This is a genomic window from Tenacibaculum aquaeponti (genome assembly GCF_057221555.1).
Window position 1 is genome coordinate 109,079 of the sequence record NZ_CM170147.1, and the last position, 23,527, is coordinate 132,605.

The 23,527-nt window shown below is 28.4% G+C and carries 19 protein-coding genes; 11 read left to right on the plus strand and 8 right to left on the minus strand.

The features are described from left to right. On the minus strand, positions 1-531 hold the full coding sequence (locus AC2TEO_RS00545) for an AAA family ATPase (RefSeq protein WP_442266235.1): 531 nt from the start codon (positions 529-531) through the stop codon (positions 1-3). A gap of 117 nt (positions 532-648) precedes the next feature. Here AC2TEO_RS00545 and AC2TEO_RS00550 point away from each other — a divergent pair, with 117 nt between their 5' ends. From AC2TEO_RS00550 to AC2TEO_RS00570, 5 genes are read left to right on the plus strand one after another with little or no spacing between them, the layout of a single operon-like run. After that, complete coding sequence (locus AC2TEO_RS00550) at positions 649-930, plus strand: DUF493 family protein (RefSeq protein ID WP_442266236.1); 282 nt, start codon at positions 649-651, stop codon at positions 928-930. 6 nt (positions 931-936) lie between these two features. Next, the gene (locus tag AC2TEO_RS00555) at positions 937-2,535 is read left to right on the plus strand and encodes a peptidylprolyl isomerase (protein ID WP_442266237.1); all 1,599 of its coding nucleotides are present in this window, start codon (positions 937-939) and stop codon (positions 2,533-2,535) included. 9 nt (positions 2,536-2,544) lie between these two features. Beyond that, positions 2,545-3,414: a hypothetical protein gene (locus AC2TEO_RS00560; RefSeq protein WP_442266238.1), complete on the plus strand. Its 870-nt coding sequence runs from the start codon at positions 2,545-2,547 to the stop codon at positions 3,412-3,414. Next, entirely contained in the window at positions 3,377-4,756 is a 1,380-nt protein-coding gene (locus AC2TEO_RS00565; protein ID WP_442266239.1) for a peptidylprolyl isomerase, read from the plus strand. Before AC2TEO_RS00560 ends, AC2TEO_RS00565 begins: the two co-directional genes overlap by 38 nt. Then, positions 4,756-5,709: an AAA family ATPase gene (locus AC2TEO_RS00570; RefSeq protein WP_442266240.1), complete on the plus strand. Its 954-nt coding sequence runs from the start codon at positions 4,756-4,758 to the stop codon at positions 5,707-5,709. The genes AC2TEO_RS00565 and AC2TEO_RS00570 overlap by 1 nt, the downstream gene beginning before the upstream one ends. A 731-nt stretch (positions 5,710-6,440) precedes the next feature. Here AC2TEO_RS00570 and AC2TEO_RS00575 read toward each other — a convergent pair. Beyond that, complete coding sequence (locus AC2TEO_RS00575; protein WP_442266241.1) at positions 6,441-9,842, minus strand: endonuclease; 3,402 nt, start codon at positions 9,840-9,842, stop codon at positions 6,441-6,443. A gap of 170 nt (positions 9,843-10,012) precedes the next feature. On the opposite strand from AC2TEO_RS00575, the gene pheT reads away from it, so the two are divergent. Genes pheT through AC2TEO_RS00590 form a run of 3 tightly spaced genes read left to right on the plus strand, consistent with a single transcriptional unit; the run spans position 10,013 to position 14,655 of the window. Beyond that, a complete protein-coding gene (gene pheT, locus AC2TEO_RS00580) occupies positions 10,013-12,436 on the plus strand; it encodes a phenylalanine--tRNA ligase subunit beta (RefSeq protein ID WP_442266242.1) in 2,424 nt (807 codons plus the stop codon). Positions 12,437-12,485: 49 nt separating this feature from the next. Then, a complete protein-coding gene (locus tag AC2TEO_RS00585; RefSeq protein WP_442266243.1) occupies positions 12,486-13,619 on the plus strand; it encodes a tetratricopeptide repeat protein in 1,134 nt (377 codons plus the stop codon). Position 13,620: 1 nt separating this feature from the next. Then, positions 13,621-14,655, plus strand: a complete 1,035-nt coding sequence (locus AC2TEO_RS00590; protein ID WP_442266244.1) for a quinone-dependent dihydroorotate dehydrogenase — start codon at positions 13,621-13,623, stop codon at positions 14,653-14,655. Between the two features lie 50 nt (positions 14,656-14,705). On the opposite strand, the gene AC2TEO_RS00595 is transcribed toward AC2TEO_RS00590, so the two are convergent. After that, on the minus strand, positions 14,706-15,038 hold the full coding sequence (locus tag AC2TEO_RS00595) for a hypothetical protein (protein WP_442266245.1): 333 nt from the start codon (positions 15,036-15,038) through the stop codon (positions 14,706-14,708). A 153-nt stretch (positions 15,039-15,191) separates the two neighbouring features. On the opposite strand from AC2TEO_RS00595, the gene AC2TEO_RS00600 reads away from it, so the two are divergent. Next, complete coding sequence (locus AC2TEO_RS00600) at positions 15,192-15,809, plus strand: LysE family translocator (RefSeq protein WP_442266246.1); 618 nt, start codon at positions 15,192-15,194, stop codon at positions 15,807-15,809. 41 nt (positions 15,810-15,850) lie between these two features. Continuing rightward, positions 15,851-16,630, plus strand: a complete 780-nt coding sequence (locus AC2TEO_RS00605) for a hypothetical protein (protein WP_442266247.1) — start codon at positions 15,851-15,853, stop codon at positions 16,628-16,630. 4 nt (positions 16,631-16,634) lie between these two features. Here the strand turns inward: AC2TEO_RS00605 and AC2TEO_RS00610 are convergent, their stop codons facing one another. After that, a complete protein-coding gene (locus AC2TEO_RS00610; protein ID WP_442266248.1) occupies positions 16,635-17,165 on the minus strand; it encodes a YfiT family bacillithiol transferase in 531 nt (176 codons plus the stop codon). Positions 17,166-17,167: 2 nt separating this feature from the next. Continuing rightward, the gene (locus AC2TEO_RS00615) at positions 17,168-17,839 is read right to left on the minus strand and encodes a tetratricopeptide repeat protein (protein ID WP_442266249.1); all 672 of its coding nucleotides are present in this window, start codon (positions 17,837-17,839) and stop codon (positions 17,168-17,170) included. A gap of 216 nt (positions 17,840-18,055) precedes the next feature. On the opposite strand from AC2TEO_RS00615, the gene lon reads away from it, so the two are divergent. Next, positions 18,056-20,512, plus strand: a complete 2,457-nt coding sequence (gene lon, locus AC2TEO_RS00620) for an endopeptidase La (protein ID WP_442266250.1) — start codon at positions 18,056-18,058, stop codon at positions 20,510-20,512. Positions 20,513-20,568: 56 nt separating this feature from the next. Here lon and AC2TEO_RS00625 read toward each other — a convergent pair whose 3' ends face one another. From AC2TEO_RS00625 to AC2TEO_RS00635, 3 genes are all read right to left on the minus strand, one after another. Next, positions 20,569-21,099 carry a hypothetical protein gene (locus AC2TEO_RS00625; protein ID WP_442266251.1) on the minus strand — a complete coding sequence of 177 codons (531 nt, stop codon included), beginning with the start codon at positions 21,097-21,099 and terminating at the stop codon, positions 20,569-20,571. Between the two features lie 177 nt (positions 21,100-21,276). After that, positions 21,277-22,908: a S8 family serine peptidase gene (locus AC2TEO_RS00630; protein WP_442266252.1), complete on the minus strand. Its 1,632-nt coding sequence runs from the start codon at positions 22,906-22,908 to the stop codon at positions 21,277-21,279. Positions 22,909-22,961: 53 nt separating this feature from the next. Then, the gene (locus tag AC2TEO_RS00635; protein WP_442266253.1) at positions 22,962-23,516 is read right to left on the minus strand and encodes a thioredoxin family protein; all 555 of its coding nucleotides are present in this window, start codon (positions 23,514-23,516) and stop codon (positions 22,962-22,964) included. Between the last annotated feature and the right edge of the window lie 11 nt (positions 23,517-23,527).

Genomic DNA, 23,527 nt, shown 5'->3' on the forward strand with positions numbered 1-23,527 from the left:
TTAAATATTATTCAAGATAAAGAAGCATCTGTTTCTAACACTATCAAAAGGAACATTAATAATTTCATAACCTAAATCCGAATACGCTTTATTTAAAAACTTACTAATTTTTTCAGCTTGTTCAAAAGTCTCGTAACGTTCATTGTCAGATTTGTAAATATCTTTCCAAGGTAAGAATTGAAATATTTTGGTGTATCTGTATTTTTTGCTTTTTTCTAAAAAAACTTCGGGTACTTCAGTATTAAAATATTGTAAATAAGCATGAACACTAGGAATTCCTCTATCAAAAAAAACAATTTCTTTGCTAGATTTATCTGCATTTATGTATTGTTTTTCTCTACCTTCAAGTAATTTATAACTAAATAAAAGAGGATCTGTAAGAAAAAGTTGATCGATACCTTGTTCTTGTGCTTCTCTAGTTACTTCTCTAGAAACTTCAGGCATACATTTGTAACCTCTTCTTTTTAAGTATCTTAAAACTGAAGATTTTCCTGTGCCTGGTCCGCCAATAAAAACAATTTTTTGTTGCATGACGCAAAAATACTAGATTCGTAAGTTAAATATAATAAATAGTGTAATTTTGTGTTCAATTTTTATAATGAAGGTGTAGCTTGAACACAAGCTTAAATTAATTTATGTAATTAAACTATGTCTGATAGAGAAGCATTTTATGCAAATTTGAAAGAAAAATTAAACGAAACGACTAAATTTCCTACTAAATATTTATATAAATTTATAGTTCCTAGTGAAGATGATAAGGTGGAACAAGTTCAAGATATTTTTAACAAAGGGGGCGCTGTAATTAATACTAGGAAATCTAGATCTGGAAAGTATACGAGTGTATCTATTCACTTGAACGTTTCTAACGCAGATGAAGTAATCTCTTATTATCAACAAGCCGAAAAAATAGAAGGCATTATATCATTATAAAACCTTATGAAAACGACTCTTATTACTATAATTTCACTTTTTATTTCTTGTTTTCTTTTTGCACAAAAAGATGAAGTTCTTTTAACTATAAATGATAAACCAGTCTATGTTTCTGAGTTTAAAAGAGTTTATGAGAAGAATTTAGATCAAATAAAAGAAGAAGAAAAAGATGTAGATAAGAATTTAGATCTTTTTATTAACTATAAGCTGAAATTAATTGATGCTTATAAGTTAAAATTAGATACTTCTAAGACTTATAAAAATGAATTGAATTCATATAAAAATCAATTAATGACGCCTTATCTTCATGATGATGAATTCAAGAAAAAAATGGTAAAAGAAGCTTATGAAAGAACTATTGAAGAAGTAAGAGTTAGCCATATATTATTAGCTTACCCTAAAAAAAGTAGTAAAAAAGATTCTATTTCTTTAAAGAAAAAACTAGAAGAAATTAGAAAAAGGATTGTAAATGGAGAAGCTTTTGAAAAAGTAGCAAAAGAAGTTTCTAGTGATCCATCAGCAAAAATTAATGGAGGAGATTTAGGTTATTTTTCTGCTTTTAGAATGGTATATCAGTTTGAAGATGCAGCCTATAAAACAAAAGTAGGTGAAATTTCTAAACCTTTTGGGACAAGATTTGGATACCATATTTTAAAAGTTACTGATAAAAGAAAATCAAGAGGAGAGGTTGAAGCGGCACATATTTTAATACGTGATATAGAAGCTAAAGGAAAAGCTAAAGTTGATTCTATTTATCAGCAAATACTAGAAGGAGCTAATTTTGAAAATTTAGCGAAGAAGTATTCTGAAGATAAAGGTTCTGCAAACTATGGAGGCAAGTTACCAAGATTTGGTTCTGGTAGAATGGTTTTACCTTTTGAAAATGCCGTAATGGAATTAAATAAGGAGAATGAAATAAGTAAACCTTTTCAAACCCGTTTTGGATGGCATATTGTAAAGTTGCTTAAAAAATATCCTGTTCAGTCTTTTGAAGAAATTGAAGAGGATTTAAAACGAAAAATAAGAACAAGTAACAGAGGTAATTTATCAACTCAACGTTTAATTAAAAAGTTAAATAAAGATTATAAACCATCTGAAAAAAGTTTGTTAATAGAGAAATTAATAAAAGAAGAAAAATTAACAAAAGAAGATTCTATTTCAGTTGTATATACTATTCAAAATAAAAAAATCAAATTAAATGATTTTTTAGATTTTGCAAAAAATAAGAAATATCTTTCTGTAGACAATTTATGGTCTAAATTTAAAGATAGAGAAATTTTAAATTATTATAAGAATAATTTAGAAAATATATTTCCTGAATATAAAAACACGCTTCAAGAATACAAAGATGGTTTGTTATTGTTTGATTTAATGCAATTAAAAGTTTGGAATAAATCTCAAAAGGAAGATAAAGGTTTATTAACTTTTTTTAATGAAAATAAAGCAAATTATAAAAGTGAAGATATAGAGAAGGTTAAAGGAGAAGTAATAAGTGATTATCAAAATCATTTAGAGGATATTTGGATTAATAATTTAAAAGCATCCAATAAAGTAAAAATTAATAAAAGAGTTTTAAAACGAGTAAAAAAAGCCTACAAGCAATAATATAAGTTAGTGAGAAAAATCATTTTTACATTTTGTTTTTTAACGCTTCTTTCATGCGATAAAATTAAAGACTTTATATCTACCAAAGATACAGGTGCTATAAATGAACCTATAGTTGCGTCTGTTGGAGAGGTGAATCTATATCTTTCAGATGTAGTTAATGTTGTGCCAAAAGGAACTTCTAAAAATGATAGTTTAGTATTAATTAAAAGTTACATTAACACTTGGGCTAAACAACAATTATTATTAAAAAAGGCAGAAGAGAATATTTCGGACGTAAATAATAAACAAATAAACGAGCTGGTTAAAAATTATAAAGAAAGCTTGTACATTAATGGATATAAAGAATCTTTAATTAATCAGCAATTAGATACTTTAATTTCAGAAGAATCTATACAAAAATATTATACAAATAATAAAGATAATTTTAGGTTAAACGAAGAATTATTACAACTTAAATATATTTATTTTGGTAAAGATTTTTTAGATAAACAAGAAGCTGTAAAAAAGTTTCAATCTACTACTATAGAAGATTTAGAGGACTTAGAAAATCTGACAATAAATTTTAAAGATTATATGTTGAGAGATTCATCTTGGGTAAGCTATGATGATGTTTTGTTAAAAATTCCACCATTTAGATATGAATCAAAAGAAAAACTGTTAAAAAAATCCAAATTCATTCAGAAAGAAGATAGTTTAGGAGTATATTTGGTCGCTGTGAATAATGTGTTAAAGAGAAATGAAATAGCTCCTTTAAGCTACATTAGAAATAATATAAAACAACTTATTTTACATAAACGTAAGATAGAATTAGTAAGAGAGATAGAAAAAACGTTGATTAATGATGCAATTAAAAACAATGAATTTAAAGAGTATTAGTATTTTAATTATCTTAGGATTGGCACCAGTTTTTGTTGGAGCTCAAAAAAATAAGATTGATGGTGTAGCTGTTGTTGTTGGTAAAAATGTTGTTTTAGATTCTGATATTGAAAAATTTAAAAAAGAAATTGAAACGCAAAGTGAAGGGAAAATAAAAATTACCGATTGTCAAATGTTAGAGCAATTGATGGATCGTAAATTACTTGCACATCATGCTGTTGTAGATAGTGTTACTGCATCAAAAGCTGAAATTGATGATAGAGTAAAGAGAACTATTGATTTCTTCATAAGACAGCATGGCGGAGAAAAGAAGGCTATTGAAGTTTATGGATTTAATGATAAAGAAGATTTAATTAAAGAACTAGAACGTGTTCAAAAAGAAGAAATCTTAATAGAAAAGGAACAACAAAAAATTACGGGTGATGTAGATTTAACTCCAGAAGAAGTTCGTTTATATTTTAATGGCTTAAAAGAGAAAAATGAATTACCTGAATTTCCAGCAGAAGTTGAGTTAGCACAAATTGTTTTAAAAGCTGAACCAACTAAAGAGGAAAATGAAAGGATTATAGCGAAACTTAACGAGATTAAGAAAGATGTAGAAGAGAATGATGCGAGTTTCAGGTTAAAAGCAATCGTAAATTCAAATGATCCTTCTGTAGCTAGAAATGGAGGTAATTTGGGAACTATTACTAAAGATACACAGTTCATAAAAGAGTTTAAAGAAGTTGCTTTTTCTTTAGATGAAGGACAAATATCTGAACCTTTTAAAACAATTTTTGGTTATCATATCATTTTATTACATAAAATTAAAGGTAACGGTAGAGAAGTTTCTCATATTGTTATGAAACCTGAAATTGAAGAGAGTAAACTTAATGACGCTAAAGAGAAATTAGAGCAAATTAGAAAAGATATTATTGCTGGTGAGTTAACTTTTGATAAAGCTGTAAATGATCATTCACAAGATGATGAAACAAAAAATAGTGGAGGACTAATTTTAAATCCATATACAGGAGAATCTACTTTTGATTTAACTAGAATGGATCCAGCTTTGTATGGAAGAATTAACGAATTAAAAAAAGGAGAGTTTTCAGAAGTTTTCTACGATGAAACTAGAGCAGGAGAGAAGATGTATAAATTGCTTTACATGAGAAATAGAACGAATACTCATAAAGCAGATTTAGTTAATGATTATGTAAAAGTTCAGAAACTAGCTCTAGTAAAGAAAAAAGAAGAAACAATTGCTAAATGGTCAAAAGACAAAATATTAGAAACTTATGTTAAGATAGGAAGTGATTACAAGAAATGTACTTTTAAATCTAACTGGAAAAAAGAAAATCAATAATGTCAGACGTTACGGCAGTTAATAATTTAGTAACTAAATATCAACAGTTACAGCAGGAAATAGGTAAAGTAATTATTGGTCAAAAAGAGGCGGTTAATTTTTCTTTATTATCTATTTTTTGTGGAGGTCATTCACTTTTAATAGGTGTACCGGGTTTAGCAAAAACTTTATTAGTTAATACAATATCAGATGCATTAGGTTTAAATTTTAATAGAATACAGTTTACACCTGATTTAATGCCTTCCGATATTTTAGGTAGTGAGATTTTAGATGAGTCTAGAAAATTTAAGTTTATAAAAGGTCCTATTTTTTCTAATATTATTCTTGCAGATGAGATTAATAGAACACCTCCAAAAACTCAAGCAGCTTTGTTAGAAGCGATGCAGGAGCGCTCTGTTACAATTGCAGGACATCATTATAAATTAGATTTGCCTTTTTTTGTATTAGCTACACAGAATCCTATTGAGCAAGAAGGAACCTATCCATTACCAGAAGCTCAATTAGATCGTTTTATGTTTTCTATAAACTTAGATTATCCATCGTTTGATGAAGAAGTGGAAGTTGTTAAAAACACAACAACTACCAAAGAGCAAAAAGTTAATGCTTTATTTAATGCCCAAGAGATTGTAGAAATACAAAAACTAATTCGTAAAATACCTGTAGCAGACAATGTAGTAGAATATGCAGTTAGTTTGGTTGGAAAAACTAGACCAAAATCTGATAAAGCTACAGAATTTGTTAAAAAATATATCGATTGGGGAGCAGGACCTCGAGCTTCGCAAAACTTAATTTTAGCAGCTAAAGCTAATGCTGCTGTAAATGGTAAGTATTCTCCAGATATTGAAGATGTTCAAAAGGTTGCAGTTCCAATTTTATCTCACAGAGTGGTTAAGAATTATAAGGCTGAAGCTGAAGGGATAACAATTGATGAGGTTATCACTTCTTTATTTTGATAATAAATAAATTACTTAAACAAACAAAAAAACTTGGATGATTTCATCTGAGTTTTTTTGTTTTAAATTAATGTCTCGTCCTGAAATATCGTTACACTAAATTTTAAGTGTAATGAACAAGAGTTATGTAAAGTATACTCAGAAGGACTATAGTTTAAGTTTGAAATTTCTAGTAGTTTATTTAGCAGAGTGAGAAGAGAATTCCACGATCAAGTAATCATTTTACTACTAACTCGTATCATTGATATAGAAAGCATAGGAATCTCATTGAACAGTTAATCTTCGAATGATTTAAACAGCTTTGAAGATGTTACTTATCTAGTAGGAAATCGATAAAATTGATGTGCTTATCTTTAGTTACAGATGCTTATTCTAAAATGATTATGGAACCATTTAGATAATACACTGGAAGTAAAATTAATCTTTAAAAACTCTAAAATGAGTTCTTAAAAATTGAATTTATCCTAACCAATTATTGATACATTACTTTGATAGGTGATTGAAGTATTTGTTGTAACGATAATCAATAGATTTAAGATAAAGCAAAGTGAAATGTATTATGATAAAATTTTGAATTTTTTTAATGTGTTGTTGTGTTGGTTATTTATGTTTTAAAACTTTTTTTGATGGGGGTATTGAAAATTAAACCCAAGTTAATGAAGAAAATCTCAGAATAAACCATGGTTTATTCTGAGATTTTATAACTTTAATTCTAATAAAAATCTATTGATTTATTTCTTTATAAATTTTTGAGTCATAATTTCTTCTCCGTCATTAATTTCAAGAATGTAAACACCAGTTTTTAATTCGTTAACTTGAATTTGATTACTATTTAAATAACCTTTTGAAATTTCTTGACCTAGTAAAGAAATTATTCGATAAGTTATATTTTCTACCTCTGAATCTTGTAACCTTAAATTTAATGTGTTTCCAGTAACAGGGTTAGGGTACATTTTAAAATCACCTTCAAAAACATCAAATTCATTGGTGTTTAAATAGCCTAATTCAGTTAAAGAAGAGTTGCTAGAAGCAACGTTAATTGATTTAGCTAAAACTCCAGAAGTACCTTTAATAGTTACTTGATCTATATATATATGATCACTATTTGTAGACGCGTCTGCTTGGAATCGGAATTGAGCATTTGATGTGAAATTATAATTAGAATTGCTTAACACTACTTTAGCATTATAAAAAGTATTGTTATCGAAATCAGTTCCTCTTGCCCAAACTTCAACTGTTTGCCAAGAACTTCCATCGTAATATCTTAACCAAAAATCTTCACCATTTTCCATACTATATGAATAAAAATAGAAATCAACTTCTACAGTGTTATATGTAGTTAAATCATAAACTTCAGATGTCATTGCGGAAGCAGTACCTGAATTATCTCTTAAGCGTATAGAATAAGATCCTTCGTAAGATCTTGCTCCTGAGTATCTCGCAACATCACTACCACCATCAGACCAGTTATCTAAACCTGATTCAAAATAAGATTCAGAGATTACTACAGGTCCTGTAGGATTTGTTCCTCCATTATTAAGATTGCCTAAGCCGTCAAACGTATCTACAGCAAGTACATCCCACTCAGAAATTGTATATGTAGTGTTAGGACTAGTTATGTTTGAAGTTCTTTGTAGGGTAACATCTTGAGCAAAATTTGCACTGCTATTTGGATTTCCTATTAAGTCTAATAAAACCTCGTTTTTAAATAACCCAATAGCATCATTTCCATTAAAAGTAGTAATACTAGCTTCTGTAATGTCAGCAACATTTAAAATAGTAGAATTAGCGTTAGAATTAGCAATTACATAAACATCTCCATTAGCTAATTGCCCGCTTAAATTTAGTATGCTAGAAAAACTTCCAGAACCGTTTGTAGCTTTTCTTAAAGAATATTCAGCTAAGTTTACAGTAGTTCCAGATACATTTGCTATTTCTATAGCTTTGTTATTAGAAGAACCTTCTATATATTCAGAAATAATTAAAGTTCCATTTGTTGAAGGTTCAGATAAAGTAGTTATACTAACAACATTACTAGAATTTGAAATGTTTCCCGCTTCATCTACAGCCTTTACTGAGAAATTGTAATTAGTATTTGCAGTCAAATTATTAACTGTATAATTAGTATTGGTAACTGTAGTTATTTTTGTATTCCCCTGATATACATCATATCCTGTTACAGCTATATTATCTGTAGAAGCTGTCCATGCTAAATCAGTTGAAGTTTGTGAAGTATTTGATGCAACTAGTCCAGAAGGTGTAGTTGGTGCTGTTGTGTCTGGAACAGGTAAAGTAGTTACATTAACAATATTACTTGAATTTGAGGTATTTCCAGCGGCATCAATAGCTCTTACTGAAAAAGAATAATTAGTTTCAGCTATTAAACCAGTTACAGTATAATTTGTTGTAGTAACTGTTGATAGTTTTGTAGTTCCTCTGTAAACATCATATCCTGTTACAGCTATATTATCTGTAGAAGCTGTCCAAGCTAAATTAGTTGAAGTTTGAGTAATATTTGATGCAATTAAACCAGACGGAGTAGTAGGAGCCGTTGTGTCTGCAGAATTAGTGTCCATGGTATGTGTACCTAAACCAGAGAAAGTATCTGTACTAAAAGAATCCCATTCAGATGCAGTATAGTTGTTATTTGGAGCAGTTATAGTGGATTTTCTTCTTAAAGTAACGTCCTGTGCAAATGTCGCACTGCTATTTTGATTTCCTATTAAGTCAATTAAAACTTCATTTTTAAACAATCCAATAGCATCATTTCCATTGAATGTTGTAACACTATTTTCAGTGATGTTCGCAACATTTGTAATTGCAGTAGAAGCATTGTTATTTCCTATAACATATACTTGACCATTTGCTAACTGTCCGCTCAAGTTTAATACGCTAGAGAAACTTCCAGAACCATTAGTAACTTTTCTTAAAGAATAAGAGGATAAATCAATAGCCGATCCAGTAAAGTTTGCAATTTCTATAGCTTTGTTATATGAAGAACCTTCAATATATTCAGAAATTAATAAATCAGAAGCATTTCCACCTCCATTATTACCACTATTTTGTGTTGTTATTGTAACAGTGTTACTGTTCCCAGAAATATTTCCTGCGGCATCATACGCACTAACATAAAAAGAATAAGTAGTACCTGAACTTAAAGCAGTAGCGGTATAATTTGGATTCGAAGAGGTAGCAATTTGAGCACCATTTCTATAAATTCTATAACCAGATACAGCAATATTATCTGTAGAAGCAGTCCAAGCTAAATCTACAGTACTTTGTGTTATGTTAGAAGAAATCAAATTAGAAGGAGTAGAAGGTGATTGTGTATCACTTCCACCAGTACTACCAAATAAATCCTCAGCTTGTGGTCCTCCCCAAATTTGTGTTGCAAAAGCAGGATTATCTATAAAAGGATTTCTATTTCCTTGTTCTTGTTCTAAAATTGGGTTTCTTTGTTTTTCAAAATCTGATACAGGATCTTCAGTGTTCCATTGTAAAAATAGATCAATCATATTAGGATCTGTAGCAACAATATTACCCACACCTACATTGGTTGGTAATGTTTGATTTCCATAACGTAAATACATGTACATCATCATTCTAGCTACATCACCTTTCCATTCATCTCCAGGGTACCAATTACCTTCAGGGGTAATGTATGAAGCAGTTCCATTACCAGCAGCGAATTTACGGTTGCTTCTTGAAGAATTTCTAGAGCCATCACAAGGTCTTAAGCTGTGTGCATCTGCACCAGCACCAGTAGTTCCTAAATTAGGATTTCCTAAAGATTTAGGGTAAACATGTTCTCTATTCCAATCACCAGAATTTCCTCCATTTTGATCTTTTCCTCTAGTTCTATCATTATTAATTTCTGAATCAGTATCATTCCATCCGTAAATTAATAAAACTTTAGAAGGATCTGTTGGATCTATATCTGTTAGTTTTAAAGTATTCCAAACCCCTGGTGTATAGCTTAAAAATATATTATGAGTACTAATGATTTTTGTAGATAGTTCATCTTTTAAGTTTGAACCATTAAGGGTTAAGTTAACATCGTTATAGTACGATGGTATTTGTCCAAATACAGATAACGAAGTTATCAGCATTATAACAGGTATTATTTTTTTCATGAAATAGTTTGTTGGGTTTAAATCGAAGCAAAGAACATATCGTAATGTTAACAAAACATTAATAAAGTGTTAATTTTTAAGAAGTTATTAACACTGTGGAAAATGGTATATTATTCCTAAATAATCTTCAGAAAAAATGTAAATTTGCAGGCTAAATACTAGACTAAAAAATGAAAATATCATATAACTGGCTACAACAATTTTTACAATTTGACTGGAATCCAGAAAAGATAGGGGAATTATTGACGGATTTAGGACTGGAAGTTGAGGGAATTGAACTTAAAGAAAGTATTAAAGGAAGTTTAAAAGGTGTTGTTGTTGGTGAAGTTCTAACATGTAAAAAACATCCTAATGCAGATAAACTTAAAGTTACTACTGTTAATTTAGGAGAAGTAGAACCAGTACAAATAGTTTGCGGAGCACCTAATGTTGATGCAGGACAAAAAGTTCCTGTAGCGACTATTGGAACAATGTTATACGACGAAAAAGGAGAAGGTTTTAAAATTAAGAAAGGAAAAATCAGAGGTGAAGAGAGTCATGGTATGATCTGTGCCGAAGATGAATTAGGTTTAGGATCGGGGCATGATGGAATTATGATACTAGATGAATCTCTAGTTCCAGGAACTCCTTGTGCCGATGTATTTAAAATAGAAACTGACCATGTTTTTGAAATTGGACTAACTCCTAACAGAGCTGATGCAATGAGTCATTATGGAGTGGCAAGAGATTTAAGAGCTGGTTTGTTACAAAACGATGTGAAATTAGAATTAATTTCACCTTCAGTTTCAGATTTTCATGTTGATGAAAGAAGATTAAAGATTGATGTTGAAGTTGAAAATAAAGAATTAACGCCAAGATATTGTGGAATAACCATTACTGATGTTGAAGTAAAAGATTCACCAGAATGGATAAAAAATAGATTGAAAGCAATAGGAATTGCTCCTAAAAGTAATATTGTAGATATTACAAATTATGTTTTACATGAATTAGGTCAGCCTTTACACGCTTTTGATGCTTCTAAAATTAAAGGAAATAAAGTTGTTGTAAAAACTTTAGAAGAAGGTACTAAGTTTACCACTTTAGATGAAGTTGAAAGAGAGTTATCAGCTGAAGATATTATGATATGTGATGCTGAATCTAATCCGTTATGTATAGCAGGAGTATTTGGAGGTGTGAAATCTGGAGTTACAGAAAACACAACTACAATTTTCTTAGAAAGCGCATACTTTAATCCTGTTTCAGTTCGTAAAACAGCTAAAAGACATGGATTAAATACAGATGCTTCTTTCAGGTTTGAAAGAGGAATTGATATTAATCAAACAAAATATGCTCTAAAGAGAGCAGCTTTATTAATTGAAGAATATGCTGGAGGAAAAATGTCTTCAGATATTATGGATTTCTATCCTGAAAAAGTAAATGATTTTGAAGTTTTTTTATCATTCGAGAATGTTTATAAATTAATAGGACAAGAAATACCTAAAGAAACTATTAAAAATATTTTAGCTTCACTAGAAATTAAAATTAATAGCATTACAGAAGCTGGTTTAGGTTTAGTTATTCCTTCTTATAGAGTTGATGTTCAAAGAGAGGCAGATATCATTGAAGAAATTTTAAGAGTTTACGGATATAATAATATTGAGTTTTCTCATAAATTAAATACTTCGATATCTTTTGATAATGATATTCAAGTTAAAGTTGAAAACATAGTTTCAGATCATTTAGTTGCTTTAGGCTTCAATGAAACTATGGCAAACTCATTAACTAAGGCTGATTATATTAGCTTATCTGAAGATTTAAATGAGAGCTTTAATGTAGAAATGTTAAATCCATTGAGTAATGATTTAAAAGTTTTACGTCAATCATTATTATTTAGTGGGTTAGAAAGTATTTCTTATAACATTAATCGTAAGAATAATGCATTAAAATTATTTGAGTTAGGAAAAACCTATCACAAATATGAGTCAGGTTACCAAGAAGATAAACACTTAACATTATTTGTTACAGGAAATAAACTAAAAGATAACTGGAAAATTGCTTCAGAAACATCTAGTTTCTTTTACATAAAAGGAGTAATTACTAGTATTTTTGATCGATTAGGTTTATCAAATTTAAAGAATTCACCAGTAAAATCATCTGTTTTTTCTGAAGGATTAACATTAAGTTTAGGTAAAACAAAATTAGTAGAGTTTGGAGTTGTTAAACGTTCTATATTAAAAGAGTTCTCAATTAAACAAGAAGTTCTTTTTGCAGATTTTAAATGGGATGTTATTTTAGGATTAGTTGGTAAGAGGAAAATAAAGGTTACCGATTTACCTAAATTCCCTGCAGTAAAAAGAGATTTAGCTTTATTATTAGATAGCAAAGTTGAATTTAAAGAAATTTACAATTTGGCTTTTCAATCTGAAAGAAAGCTTTTAAAAGAAGTGGACTTATTCGATGTTTACGAAGGAGAAAATTTACCTGAAGGAAAAAAATCGTACGCTGTTAGTTTTATTTTACAAGATGATAAAACATTAAACGACAAGCAAATCGACAAAATAATGCAAAAATTACAGCAAACATTCGAAAAGAATGTTGGTGCAGAATTAAGATAATAAATTTTTAAGCTCCCTTAGGGAGCTTTTTTTAAATATTTAAAATGTTATGAGAAAAGGATTTTTTTTAATATTCAGCTTAGTTTTTTTTCAAATCTATTCACAAGGGGACAATGATAAAAAGCTAGTAGAGTTAGATGATTTAGGATATGCAATAGATAGTACTTTATTTAATCAAGATCATACATATTTTGATAAAGTTTATGATAGTAAATTATTAGCTAATAGATTTTTTATAAAAACAGAGGATAAAGAATTATTAAAGTTTAATTTGTCATTTTATCAGGGTTTTTCTAAATCTTTTAGCTTCGGTAAAGAACTTTTAAAGCAAATAGAATTAGGTTCAGAGTATACCTTTATAAGATCATACAAAGAAAACGATAATTACTTTTTATTATTTAGGCTTTATGGAGAAGATGGTTTAAACTATCATAAACATTTAATAGAATATGTAAAAGGGAAGCCAAAAATATCTGACACATATATCTATATTTCTGGAGAATATTTATCTGAAACAATAAAGTTTCTTTACGAGAGAGCTGTAAACAATAGAAGTTTTTTGAAAAGGATTTTAAATAGAAAAGAAGTTGCTGATTTTGAAAAAATAGTAAAATTTAAAGCTTATAAAGATCAAAACCAACATAAAGAGGTTATTGATTTATACGAGTCTTTAACTGAGAATTCTAAAAAAAGAAAGATTTTTATGATTTATGCCTTAATGGCTGCAAGTAATTTTGATAATGAACTATACATTAAATATATAAATGATTATGAAAAGGAATACCCTAATGATGCTAGTTTATATTTAATTTCAATGGATGGTTATATCTTAAAAGAAGAATATGATAAAGCAATTGATGTTCTTGACAAATTAGATAAAGCAATAGGGAATGACGACTTTCTAGATTATTTTAGAGGTAATGTTTATTTTTTGAAAAAGGATTATAAAAAAGCGATAGAGAAATTTGAGAACTTAATAACTCTTTATCCAAATTTCTTTGATGGATTAGATAGCTTACTTACAACTTATATAGAGAATAAGGAAAATGAAAAAGCTATAAATATTTTAAATTTGTTTATAGAAAGATTTGAGCTAGATAAAGAGAGTTTAAAAGAGTTAGTTAAAGAAAATTTTATAGATTTTACAAAAAGCAAAGAATATAAAAACTGGTCAAATCAATAATATGTATAAATCAATAATTCGCCCTATTTTCTTTCTTTTCGATCCAGAAAAGATTCATCATTTCACTTTTTCTTTGGTAAAAGGAATATCTAAAGTTCCTTTTGTTTCATCTATTTTTAGAGGACTTTACCAAATAAATGATAAACGATTAGAAAGAAACTTATTCGGATTAACATTCAAAAATCCAGTAGGCTTAGCTGCTGGTTTCGATAAAAATGCAGTATTGTATAACGAGCTTGCTAATTTCGGTTTTGGTTTTATCGAAATAGGTACAGTTACTCCAAAAGGTCAGGTTGGTAATCCAAAGCAAAGATTATTTCGCTTAAAAGATGATAAAGGTATTATTAACCGAATGGGGTTTAATAATGAAGGATTATCTGCTGCTATATCACAGTTAAAAAAGAATAAAGGAAAAGTAATTATTGGTGGAAATATAGGAAAGAATACAGCAACAAAACCAGAAAATTATACAGATGATTACACAGTTTGTTTTGAAGAATTACATCCTTATGTAGATTATTTTGTATTGAATGTAAGTTGTCCGAATGTATCGAGTCATGCAAAATTAGAAGATGCAGCATATTTAAAAGAATTAATTACAGAAGTTCAAAAAATTAATAGTTCTAAAGAAAAACAGAAGCCAATTTTATTAAAAATAGCACCAGATTTAAATAACAATCAGTTAGATGAAATCATCGATTTGGTTGCTGAAACAAAAATAGACGGAGTTATAGCTTCTAATACTTCTGTAGATAGAACAGGTTTGAAAGCATCAGAAGAACGATTAAAAGCTATAGGTAATGGAGGTTTGAGTGGACAGCCGATTAAATCTAAAAGTACTCGTGTAATTAAATATTTAGCTGATAACTCAAATAAAGCATTCCCAATTGTAGGAGTAGGAGGAATTCATTCTGAAAAAGATGCCTTAGAAAAAATTGAAGCCGGAGCAGATTTAGTTCAAATTTATACAGGTTTTATTTACGAAGGGCCATCGCTTATAAAACGAATTAATAAAGCAATTTTGAAAAAATATTAAAACTTAATAAAACTCATAACCAATTCGGTTATGAGTTTTTTGATTAACAATTATTGCTTAACAAATTTAATAGGCAATTGATAAATTTTTCCTTTGCTGATAGTTGAAGCTTGTATCGCTTTGTAATTTAATTTCCTCTTAACGAATGATTCTATTACCGTATCACTTGTATTAATATCTATAATTACAATTTCATTTTTTTCATTAATCATAAAATCTACTTTAACTGTAAAATCTAGATTAATATCAGGTTTTTCGTTATTTAATAGTTTAACGATTTCAGTTCTTAATTCTTTTTTTAATTCTTTAGAAGGAATAGTAATGTCATTAGCAAAAGTTAAAGTGCTAGACAATAAGGCGATTAAAATGATTAAATTTTTCATATTCTTTTATTTTAAAATTAATTATGATACAAACCTATAGTAATTGCATTTCTTGTATAGTTAACTATTGTTAACCACTGTTAATTAACGTTTTATTAGTAATTTTTATAAAGGTGATTTTACTGTGTATATTTGTTTTGAAATTGTAAACTTATGATAGAAATTTTAATCTCTTTTGCTTTATCTACAATGGCTTTAGCTATATCACCAGGGCCAGATAATATTTTTGTTTTAACACAAAGTATAGTTAATGGAAAAAAGTACGGACTTGCTACCGTTTTAGGTTTAATGACAGGTTGTATTATTCACACAACTTTAGTCGCGTTCGGAGTTTCAGAGGTAATTAAAGCTAACGATAATTTATTTTTTATAATAAAGTTATTTGGAGCTTTGTATCTTTTATTTTTAGCTTATAAAGTGTTTAAAAGTGATGCAAGTATTACTTTTTCTACAGAAAATATTGAAAAGAAATCGACTTTATCGTTATTTAAGACAGGATTTTGGATGAATGTTTTAAATCCTAAAGTGACTATCTTTTTTCTAGCATTTTTCCCTCAATTTTTATTTTCAGAAACAATTTCTACAGTGTATCAGTTTTATGTTCTAGGAGGGATTTTTATTTTAGTTTCTTTTATCATTTTTTCTACCATAGCCATTTTAGCCGGAGCTATTTCAGATTTAATTAAAAAGAATGATAAAGTTGGGGTATTTTTAAAATGGCTTCAAATAGTTGTATTTGTTGGTATTGCCATTTTTATTTTGATTCCTTAAAACTTAAAAGTTATCTTGTAAAGAAAAAAGTTTTTATGAGAATGAATAAATTACTAAGAAAAAAAACAGTTAAATTTTTACTCTTTTCAATTTTACTACTTGTAATTTTACTGCTTTATAATTTTTATAGTTTTTCTAAAGTCAAGAAAGAATATAAGATAATAAATGAATCTTCATTAAAAAAATATCTTAGAATATATGATATAACAAATGTAAGACCTCCTGAAAACTTAAAAGAATTCAAGGGGTTTATAAAAAAAAGAAATCCTGAACTTTATTCAAAAATAAATGGCACGAGTATACAGTATTTGAAATTTCCAGAAATTAATTATGGGCAACTTTATTTAAAAGGATTTGATAATAAAAACGATTCGTTAAATGTTACATATGATATAGATAAGGTTAACTTTTTAAATTCTTTAACTATAAGAGGTGATGTAGAATTAAAAATAACGGGTTATAGATTTAAAATGAAATTAAACAAAATCTATAAGGTTACAAAAGATACAATAAAAGAAGTTGGAGATCTTACTTTAAAAAAAATTTATCAAGACTATTATAATTGTAATGAATTATCTGTAGTTCCTGATGAATATGGGTATGAATCGATTGTTGAAAGTGATTTATTCAAAATCATTTTAGATATAAAAAAGGATACTATTGTTACTCCATTTGTATCAGGTTTGATAAGTGAAAAAACAAAACAAGTTATATTTGATAGAATAAAGAAAACTCAATATTTTCTTAACAATAAAGAGGGCTATACGGTTAAATTTAAAGGTTATAATATTGAAAATTTTGAATGTGATACTGTTAGATAATTTATCATTTCCATCTTTTTCTAATCAAAAGCTGTTCTATATGAGCATAATGATGATCACAATGACAAGCATAAATACCAATATTTTCTCTCAAAGAGACTTTTTCATTTCCTTCAGGATGAATAAAATATTGATCTAAATCATCGTTAGATAATGTTTTTAAAAAATAAACCCATTTGGCATATAAAGCTTTTAAACTATTAATTGATAACTCTATTGGTCCATGTTTTGTGTCATCTAGATTAGCCCAGCGATCTTCATAATAAGCTTTAATTACTGGAGTGTTTTCGGTTAAAGTCCACTTAAATCGAGTATATGAATTATGATGACTATCAGCACAATGATGTATAACTTGTCGTATAGTCCAACCATTTTTTCTGTAAGGAGTATCTAGTTGTTCTGCAGTTAAAGGCATAACTAAGTGTTCCAGTTTTTCTGGAAAAGCAGCTAGTGTCGTAATCCAATTATCAATTTCTGCTTGAGTAATTTTTTTAGGTAAATTAGGTTTTCCAATAGGGTATCTTAATGTTTCCAAAACTATTCTTTTTTAAGTCTTTTTAAACTTTTTTTTGCTCTTCTATTTTCAGGATTTATACTTAAAGCTTTATTATAATATGTAATTGCTTTAGCTGTATCTTGTTTTTCAAGAAACGCATCTCCTAAACTATAATAACATGTAGAACTTTTAGGATATAGTTCAATATTAATTTTAAATGTAGAAATTGCTTTTTCTATTTCATCATTTTTAAGAAAAGCATATCCTTTTTGATTTATAGTTCTCTGTCTAATAACTGGATTTAAACTGTCTTTTTCTTTAATTAAAAGAAAACCTTTTAAAGCCATTTCAAAATTATTTTCCTTTAAGTATTCAGTAGGTGTTTTCTCTCCTTCTTTCAATTTAGTGAATATTAATTCTTCACCTTTATGTTCTCTTTTTTTAGCTAAAATAATTTTAGACTCTGTTGTATCAAAAATTAATTTTTCATTTAGTTCTCTTGCATAAAAAGTACTATCATTTATTTTTAAAGGTTTTAAGTCTGAGTTTCTCCATTTTAAGAATAATTCTTTATTTTTAAAGTATACTTCTATTATTTCATCTGCATTAAAAAAGTATCTTCCTTTAGTTTTAGAAATAAACTGATCATTGTTTGTTTTAGATGCACAACTTAAAAGTAATAAAGTAGTTAATATTAAAAGTTTGGTTTTCATTTTTTATTGTTTAATCACCTCAACAAATATGACGATCATTTTATTTTTTTGTTACGTTAAATTAATATTTAAATGGCATAACTATTGACATCTATAATTGAAAATATTTAATATTTTTAATTTATGTTACTGATAAATAGCTTGTTGATGTTTTTCTTCTAGCTCAGTAGATAAAAAAATAACGCAATCAATGTCATATTGACAGATATTCATACTATGAGTAAATCAAAAATAATACATTTAGACAATTTGTCTTTGCAAGATATGTTGAATGAAGATTCAGAGTTAATTCCTTTATTAACTCCAGAAGATGAAGAAATAATTAATAATGAGGAAATTCCAAACGAGTTACCTATTTTACCTTTAAGAAATACTGTTTTATTTCCTGGAGTTGTAATTCCTATTACTGCCGGAAGAGATAAATCAATTCAGTTAATAAAAGATGCTAATAAAGGAGATAAAACTTTAGGAGTTGTTGCACAACGTAATAGTGAAGTTGAAGATCCTACTTATGAAGATATTTACCACACAGGTGTCGTCGCTCAAATTTTAAGAGTATTAAAAATGCCTGATGGTAACACAACAGTTATTATACAAGGTAAAAAGCGATTTGAAATTACTGAAATGATTCAGCAAGAACCTTATATGAAAGCTAAGGTTACAGAAGCAATTGAAGAAAGAGATATCGATGATAAAAAAGAATTTGATGCTATTATCGATTCTATTAAAGAATTGTCTTTAGAAGTAATTAAAGAAAATCCGATGTTACCTTCTGAGGCTTCTTTTGCAATTAAAAATATTCAATCGAATTCATTTTTAGTGAATTTTATTTCATCAAATATGGATTTAAGTGTTGGACAGAAACAAGTTCTTTTAGAGAAGGATAATTTAAAAGAAAGAGCACTTTTAACTCTAAAGAATTTAGATAAAGAATTGCAAAAGTTACAATTGCGTAACGATATTCAATCTAAAACAAGATCTGATTTAGATAAACAACAGCGTGAGTATTACTTACATCAGCAGTTAAAAACAATTCAAGAAGAATTAGGTGGCGTTTCTCATGACCAAGAGTTAGAGGAAATGAAAGCCAAGGCGAAGGATAAAAAGTGGTCTAAAGAAGTAGGGGAGACGTTCGATAAAGAATTAAACAGACTTCGTAGAATGAACCCTCAAATGGCAGAATATGGTGTTCAGCGTAACTATTTAGAGTTATTATTAGAGTTACCTTGGGGAATATATTCAGAGGATAAATTTGATCTTAAAAAAGCGCAAAAGATTTTAGATCGTGATCATTTCGGACTAGAAAAGGTTAAAGAGCGTATTATTGAGCATCTAGCAGTTTTAAAGTTAAGAGGAGATATGAAATCTCCAATTATTTGTTTATACGGACCTCCAGGTGTTGGTAAAACGTCTTTAGGTAAATCAGTTGCCGAAGCTTTAGGACGTAAATATATTCGTATGTCTTTAGGAGGTTTACGTGATGAAGCCGAAATAAGAGGACATCGTAAAACTTATATTGGAGCGATGCCAGGACGTTTAATTCAAAACTTAAAAAAGGCTGGGACTTCTAATCCTGTATTTGTATTAGATGAAATTGATAAATTAGGTCAGAGTCATCAAGGTGATCCTTCTTCTGCAATGTTAGAAGTTTTAGATCCTGAACAAAACACAGAGTTCTATGATAATTATTTAGAAGTAGGTTACGATTTATCGAAAGTACTTTTTATAGCGACTGCAAATAATATTAATCAAATTCCATGGGCTTTAAGAGATCGTATGGAAATTATTAATGTTACTGGTTATACAATTGAAGAAAAGATAGAAATCGCCAAAAAATACTTGCTGCCTAAGCAATTAAAAGAACATGGATTAAATGATGAACATTTAAAACTAGGAAAAGCTCAAATTGAAAAAATTGTTGAAGGTTATACAAGAGAATCTGGTGTTCGTGGTTTAGAAAAACAAGTAGCAAAAGTTGTACGTTATGCAGCTAAATCTATTGCTATGGAAGAAGAGTATAATATTGCTTTAACTTCTGAAGATATTGAAACTATTTTAGGTCCGGCTCGATTAGAAAGAGATAAATATGAAAATAATGACACAGCTGGTGTTGTAACTGGATTAGCCTGGACTAGCGTTGGAGGAGATATTTTATTTATTGAATCTATTTTATCTAAAGGTAAAGGAGCTTTATCAATTACTGGAAATTTAGGAACAGTAATGAAAGAATCTTCTACAATAGCAATGAAATATATTAAGTCTAATGCTGAAGATTTTGGAATTAAACCTGAAGTTTTAGATAAATATGATGTGCATATTCATGTTCCTGAAGGAGCAACTCCTAAAGATGGACCAAGTGCAGGTATTACCATGTTAACTTCTTTAGTTTCTGTATTTACACAACGAAAAGTAAAAAATAAAGTAGCTATGACTGGTGAAATTACTTTGAGAGGTAAAGTACTCCCTGTTGGAGGAATTAAAGAGAAAATATTAGCTGCTAAAAGAGCTAATATTAAAGAGATCATTCTTTGTGCGGATAATAAAAAAGATGTTAATGAGATTAATCAGAGTTATTTGAAAGGGCTAAAGTTTCATTATGTGACAGAAATGAGTGAAGTAATTGATATAGCGTTGACAAAGCAGAAAGTTAAAAACGCAAAAAAAATAAACTAAAATGAAAAAAACTCCCTAATTATTAGGGAGTTTTTTTATTTTAAAAAGTACAGAATTTACTTTCCTGAAAGTAACTGCTCGTTATTTTGTTCATGTAAAGTATTAGCTAGAATATTAAGTTTACTTTTTGTGAGTTTAGAAGTTTTACCTACTATTTTAATAAACTCATCTACTTTTTTATTCGTAGTTGGATATCCGATATTATTACCATTTGCATCATAAGACATTTCAATAAAGTTTCCATTATTATCTAATATGTACCAAAACGGAAAGCCTTTTACTTTTGAATTAGTTGTAGTAATGTCGTTTCTTGAACCAAAATAAGTCTTAGCTTTTTCTTCTGGTAACACAATATCTACAACAATATAACTAGTATTGTACAAAGGTTTACAAGTTTCGTTTGTCATTTGATGTTTAAGTTTTTTACTTAACTCACAAGATTCTACTCTATAATTTACAAATACATATTTATTTTCTTCTTTAGCTTTGATTAACGCATTGTCTATTAGTTTTGATGCTTTAAGTTGCGCATCAGATGAAAATTGAAAAATAAAAAGTGTAGTAAGTAATAGTAAATATTTACGCATAAGATTGGGGATTAAAAAGTTATGTATTCAATTTAAAGAAAAAGATAGCTTTTTCTCCCTTCGTTCATCTACAGATTTTTTCTTTTCAACGAAACTTAAGAGTATTTCATAAAAGTAAAGTTAATAAGTTAAAGAAATTTAAATTTTTAAGAGTGCTAATATTAATTTATAGCCTTTCTACTTGATTATGAGTTTTTTATTGATGATGATTTTTGAGTGGTTTTCTATATTGGATATTTTTACAAAATATGTTCCACTTTCTAAACCTGATATTTTGTAAGGTTCAGTTGCTTTATTAGTGTTTATTTCAAAAACCATTTGTCCGAGCGTATTATAAACTTTAGCATTGAACTTGTTATTTAGTTTATTATTAATAAATAAATCATCACCACTTTTATAGGGATTAGGATATATTACAAAGTCATTTTTAATAATTTCATTCATACCTTCTGTACTTAATACCATGTTACTTTTTAATGCTTCGTATGCATTAATTCTACCATAACCAAAGAAATCATCTTTACCAGGTAAATCTGAATTTCCTCCAACTTTATCTTCAGAAGTATTTCTTAAAACTGTATTTATCTCATCTATAGTTAAATCTTTATTTAGAGATAACATAAGTGATATTAAACCAGCTACATGTGGAGCTGCCTGAGAAGTACCACTCCAATAATAATTGTAGTTAGTATCTGAAGCATTATTTAAACCATAAATATAATTACCTGGAGCTACAAAATCGATTTGAGGACCGTAATTACTTCCACTAGTACTGCTCCATGAAAATGGACGAGCAATTCTATCACTAGAATTTGTTGCTCCTACGGCTATAGCTTTTTCGTATCTAGCTGGATATTCAACAGAAGTATTTTTATTTCCTGCAGAAACTATAACAGGAACATTTTTACTATAAGCATAATCTATAGCTTCTTTTAAAACATTAGAAGGTTCAATGCCTCCTGCAGATAAATTAATGACATGTGCACCATTATTTACTGAATAAATTATAGCTTTAGCCCAATTAGAATAAAAGCCTAAGTTTTCTCTATCTAAAACACGACAAGCCATAATTTTACAATTCCAATTTACACCTGCATACCCAATATTATTATTTCCCGTTGCAACAGCAATACCAGCAACGTTAGTTCCGTGTCCATGATGGTCGTTTGGACTATTATTGTTTTCTACAAAATCCCAACCAATTTTATGATCATCAACATAGCCATTATTGTCATTATCGATAAAATCTCCAGGAATCTCGTCTTCGTTAATCCAAAATCTATTTAAAAATTCTGGATGATCTGTTTTTATGCCACTATCTAATATAGCTACAATAATGTTTGAATCTCCTGTGGTAATTTCCCAAGCTAAATCCATATCAATATCAGCATCAGGAATAGATGGAGATAAAGAAAAGCTTCCATCATTAACTAAGCTCCATTGACGATTAAATAAAGGTTCGTTAGGAGCTAAAATAGCTTTGCCATGTCCTTCTCCTATCGGGTCTATTTCTACATATTCGAAGAGTCCTGTATTTTGATATTCTGAAATTATTTTATTGTAATTTTTATTACTATTTAATTTTAATAAAAAGGTTTCATTTAGGTTATGTATTGATTCAATTCTAGTAACGTTAAGTGTTTTGTTAAGTTTAGAGAAAACTTGACTTTTACTTTTAACTCCTGAATTTTTAAATTTTACTATAAGTCTCTTTTGTGAAGTACTGTTGTTTTTGTTGATGTCATTTTGTTGTGAAATTCCAGAATAAACAACAAATAACATGCAGAAAGCATAGCATATATTTTTCATTATCATAGTTGGTTTTTTAGACAATGAAAGTTAATAAAAAATAAGTAAAAAACTTACTTCCATTTAATATTACAACCAATACTTGGTTTTTGATTTTCAAGAATGGTATTGTGTTCTATTAAAGCATCAATAGCGTTTCTGAAATCTTTACCAGAAACAGGAATATTATTACCAGGTCTTGAATTATCTAATTGTCCATGATATACACATTTTAAATCACCATCAAAAAGATATAAATCAGGAGTACAAGCAGCATTATAGGCTTTAGCAACATCTTGTGTTTCGTCATATAAATAAGGAAAAGGGTATTGAAGTTTTTCTGCATTTTCTTTCATTAAAACCGGACCATCCTGAGGATAATTTACAACATCATTACTACTAATAGCAATACAATTAATCCCTTTAGTTTTATAATCATTAGCAATTCTAACTAATTCTTCATTGATGTGAATTACAAAAGGACAGTGGTTGCAAATGAAAAATATAGCAGTTCCATTTTCTCCTTTATTTTCAGATAATTGAATTGTTGTATGATCTATTGTGTTTATTAAATTAAAATCTGGAGCGAAAGCACCAATTTGAAATTCATTAGATTCTGTTAAAGCCATAAGTCAATTAA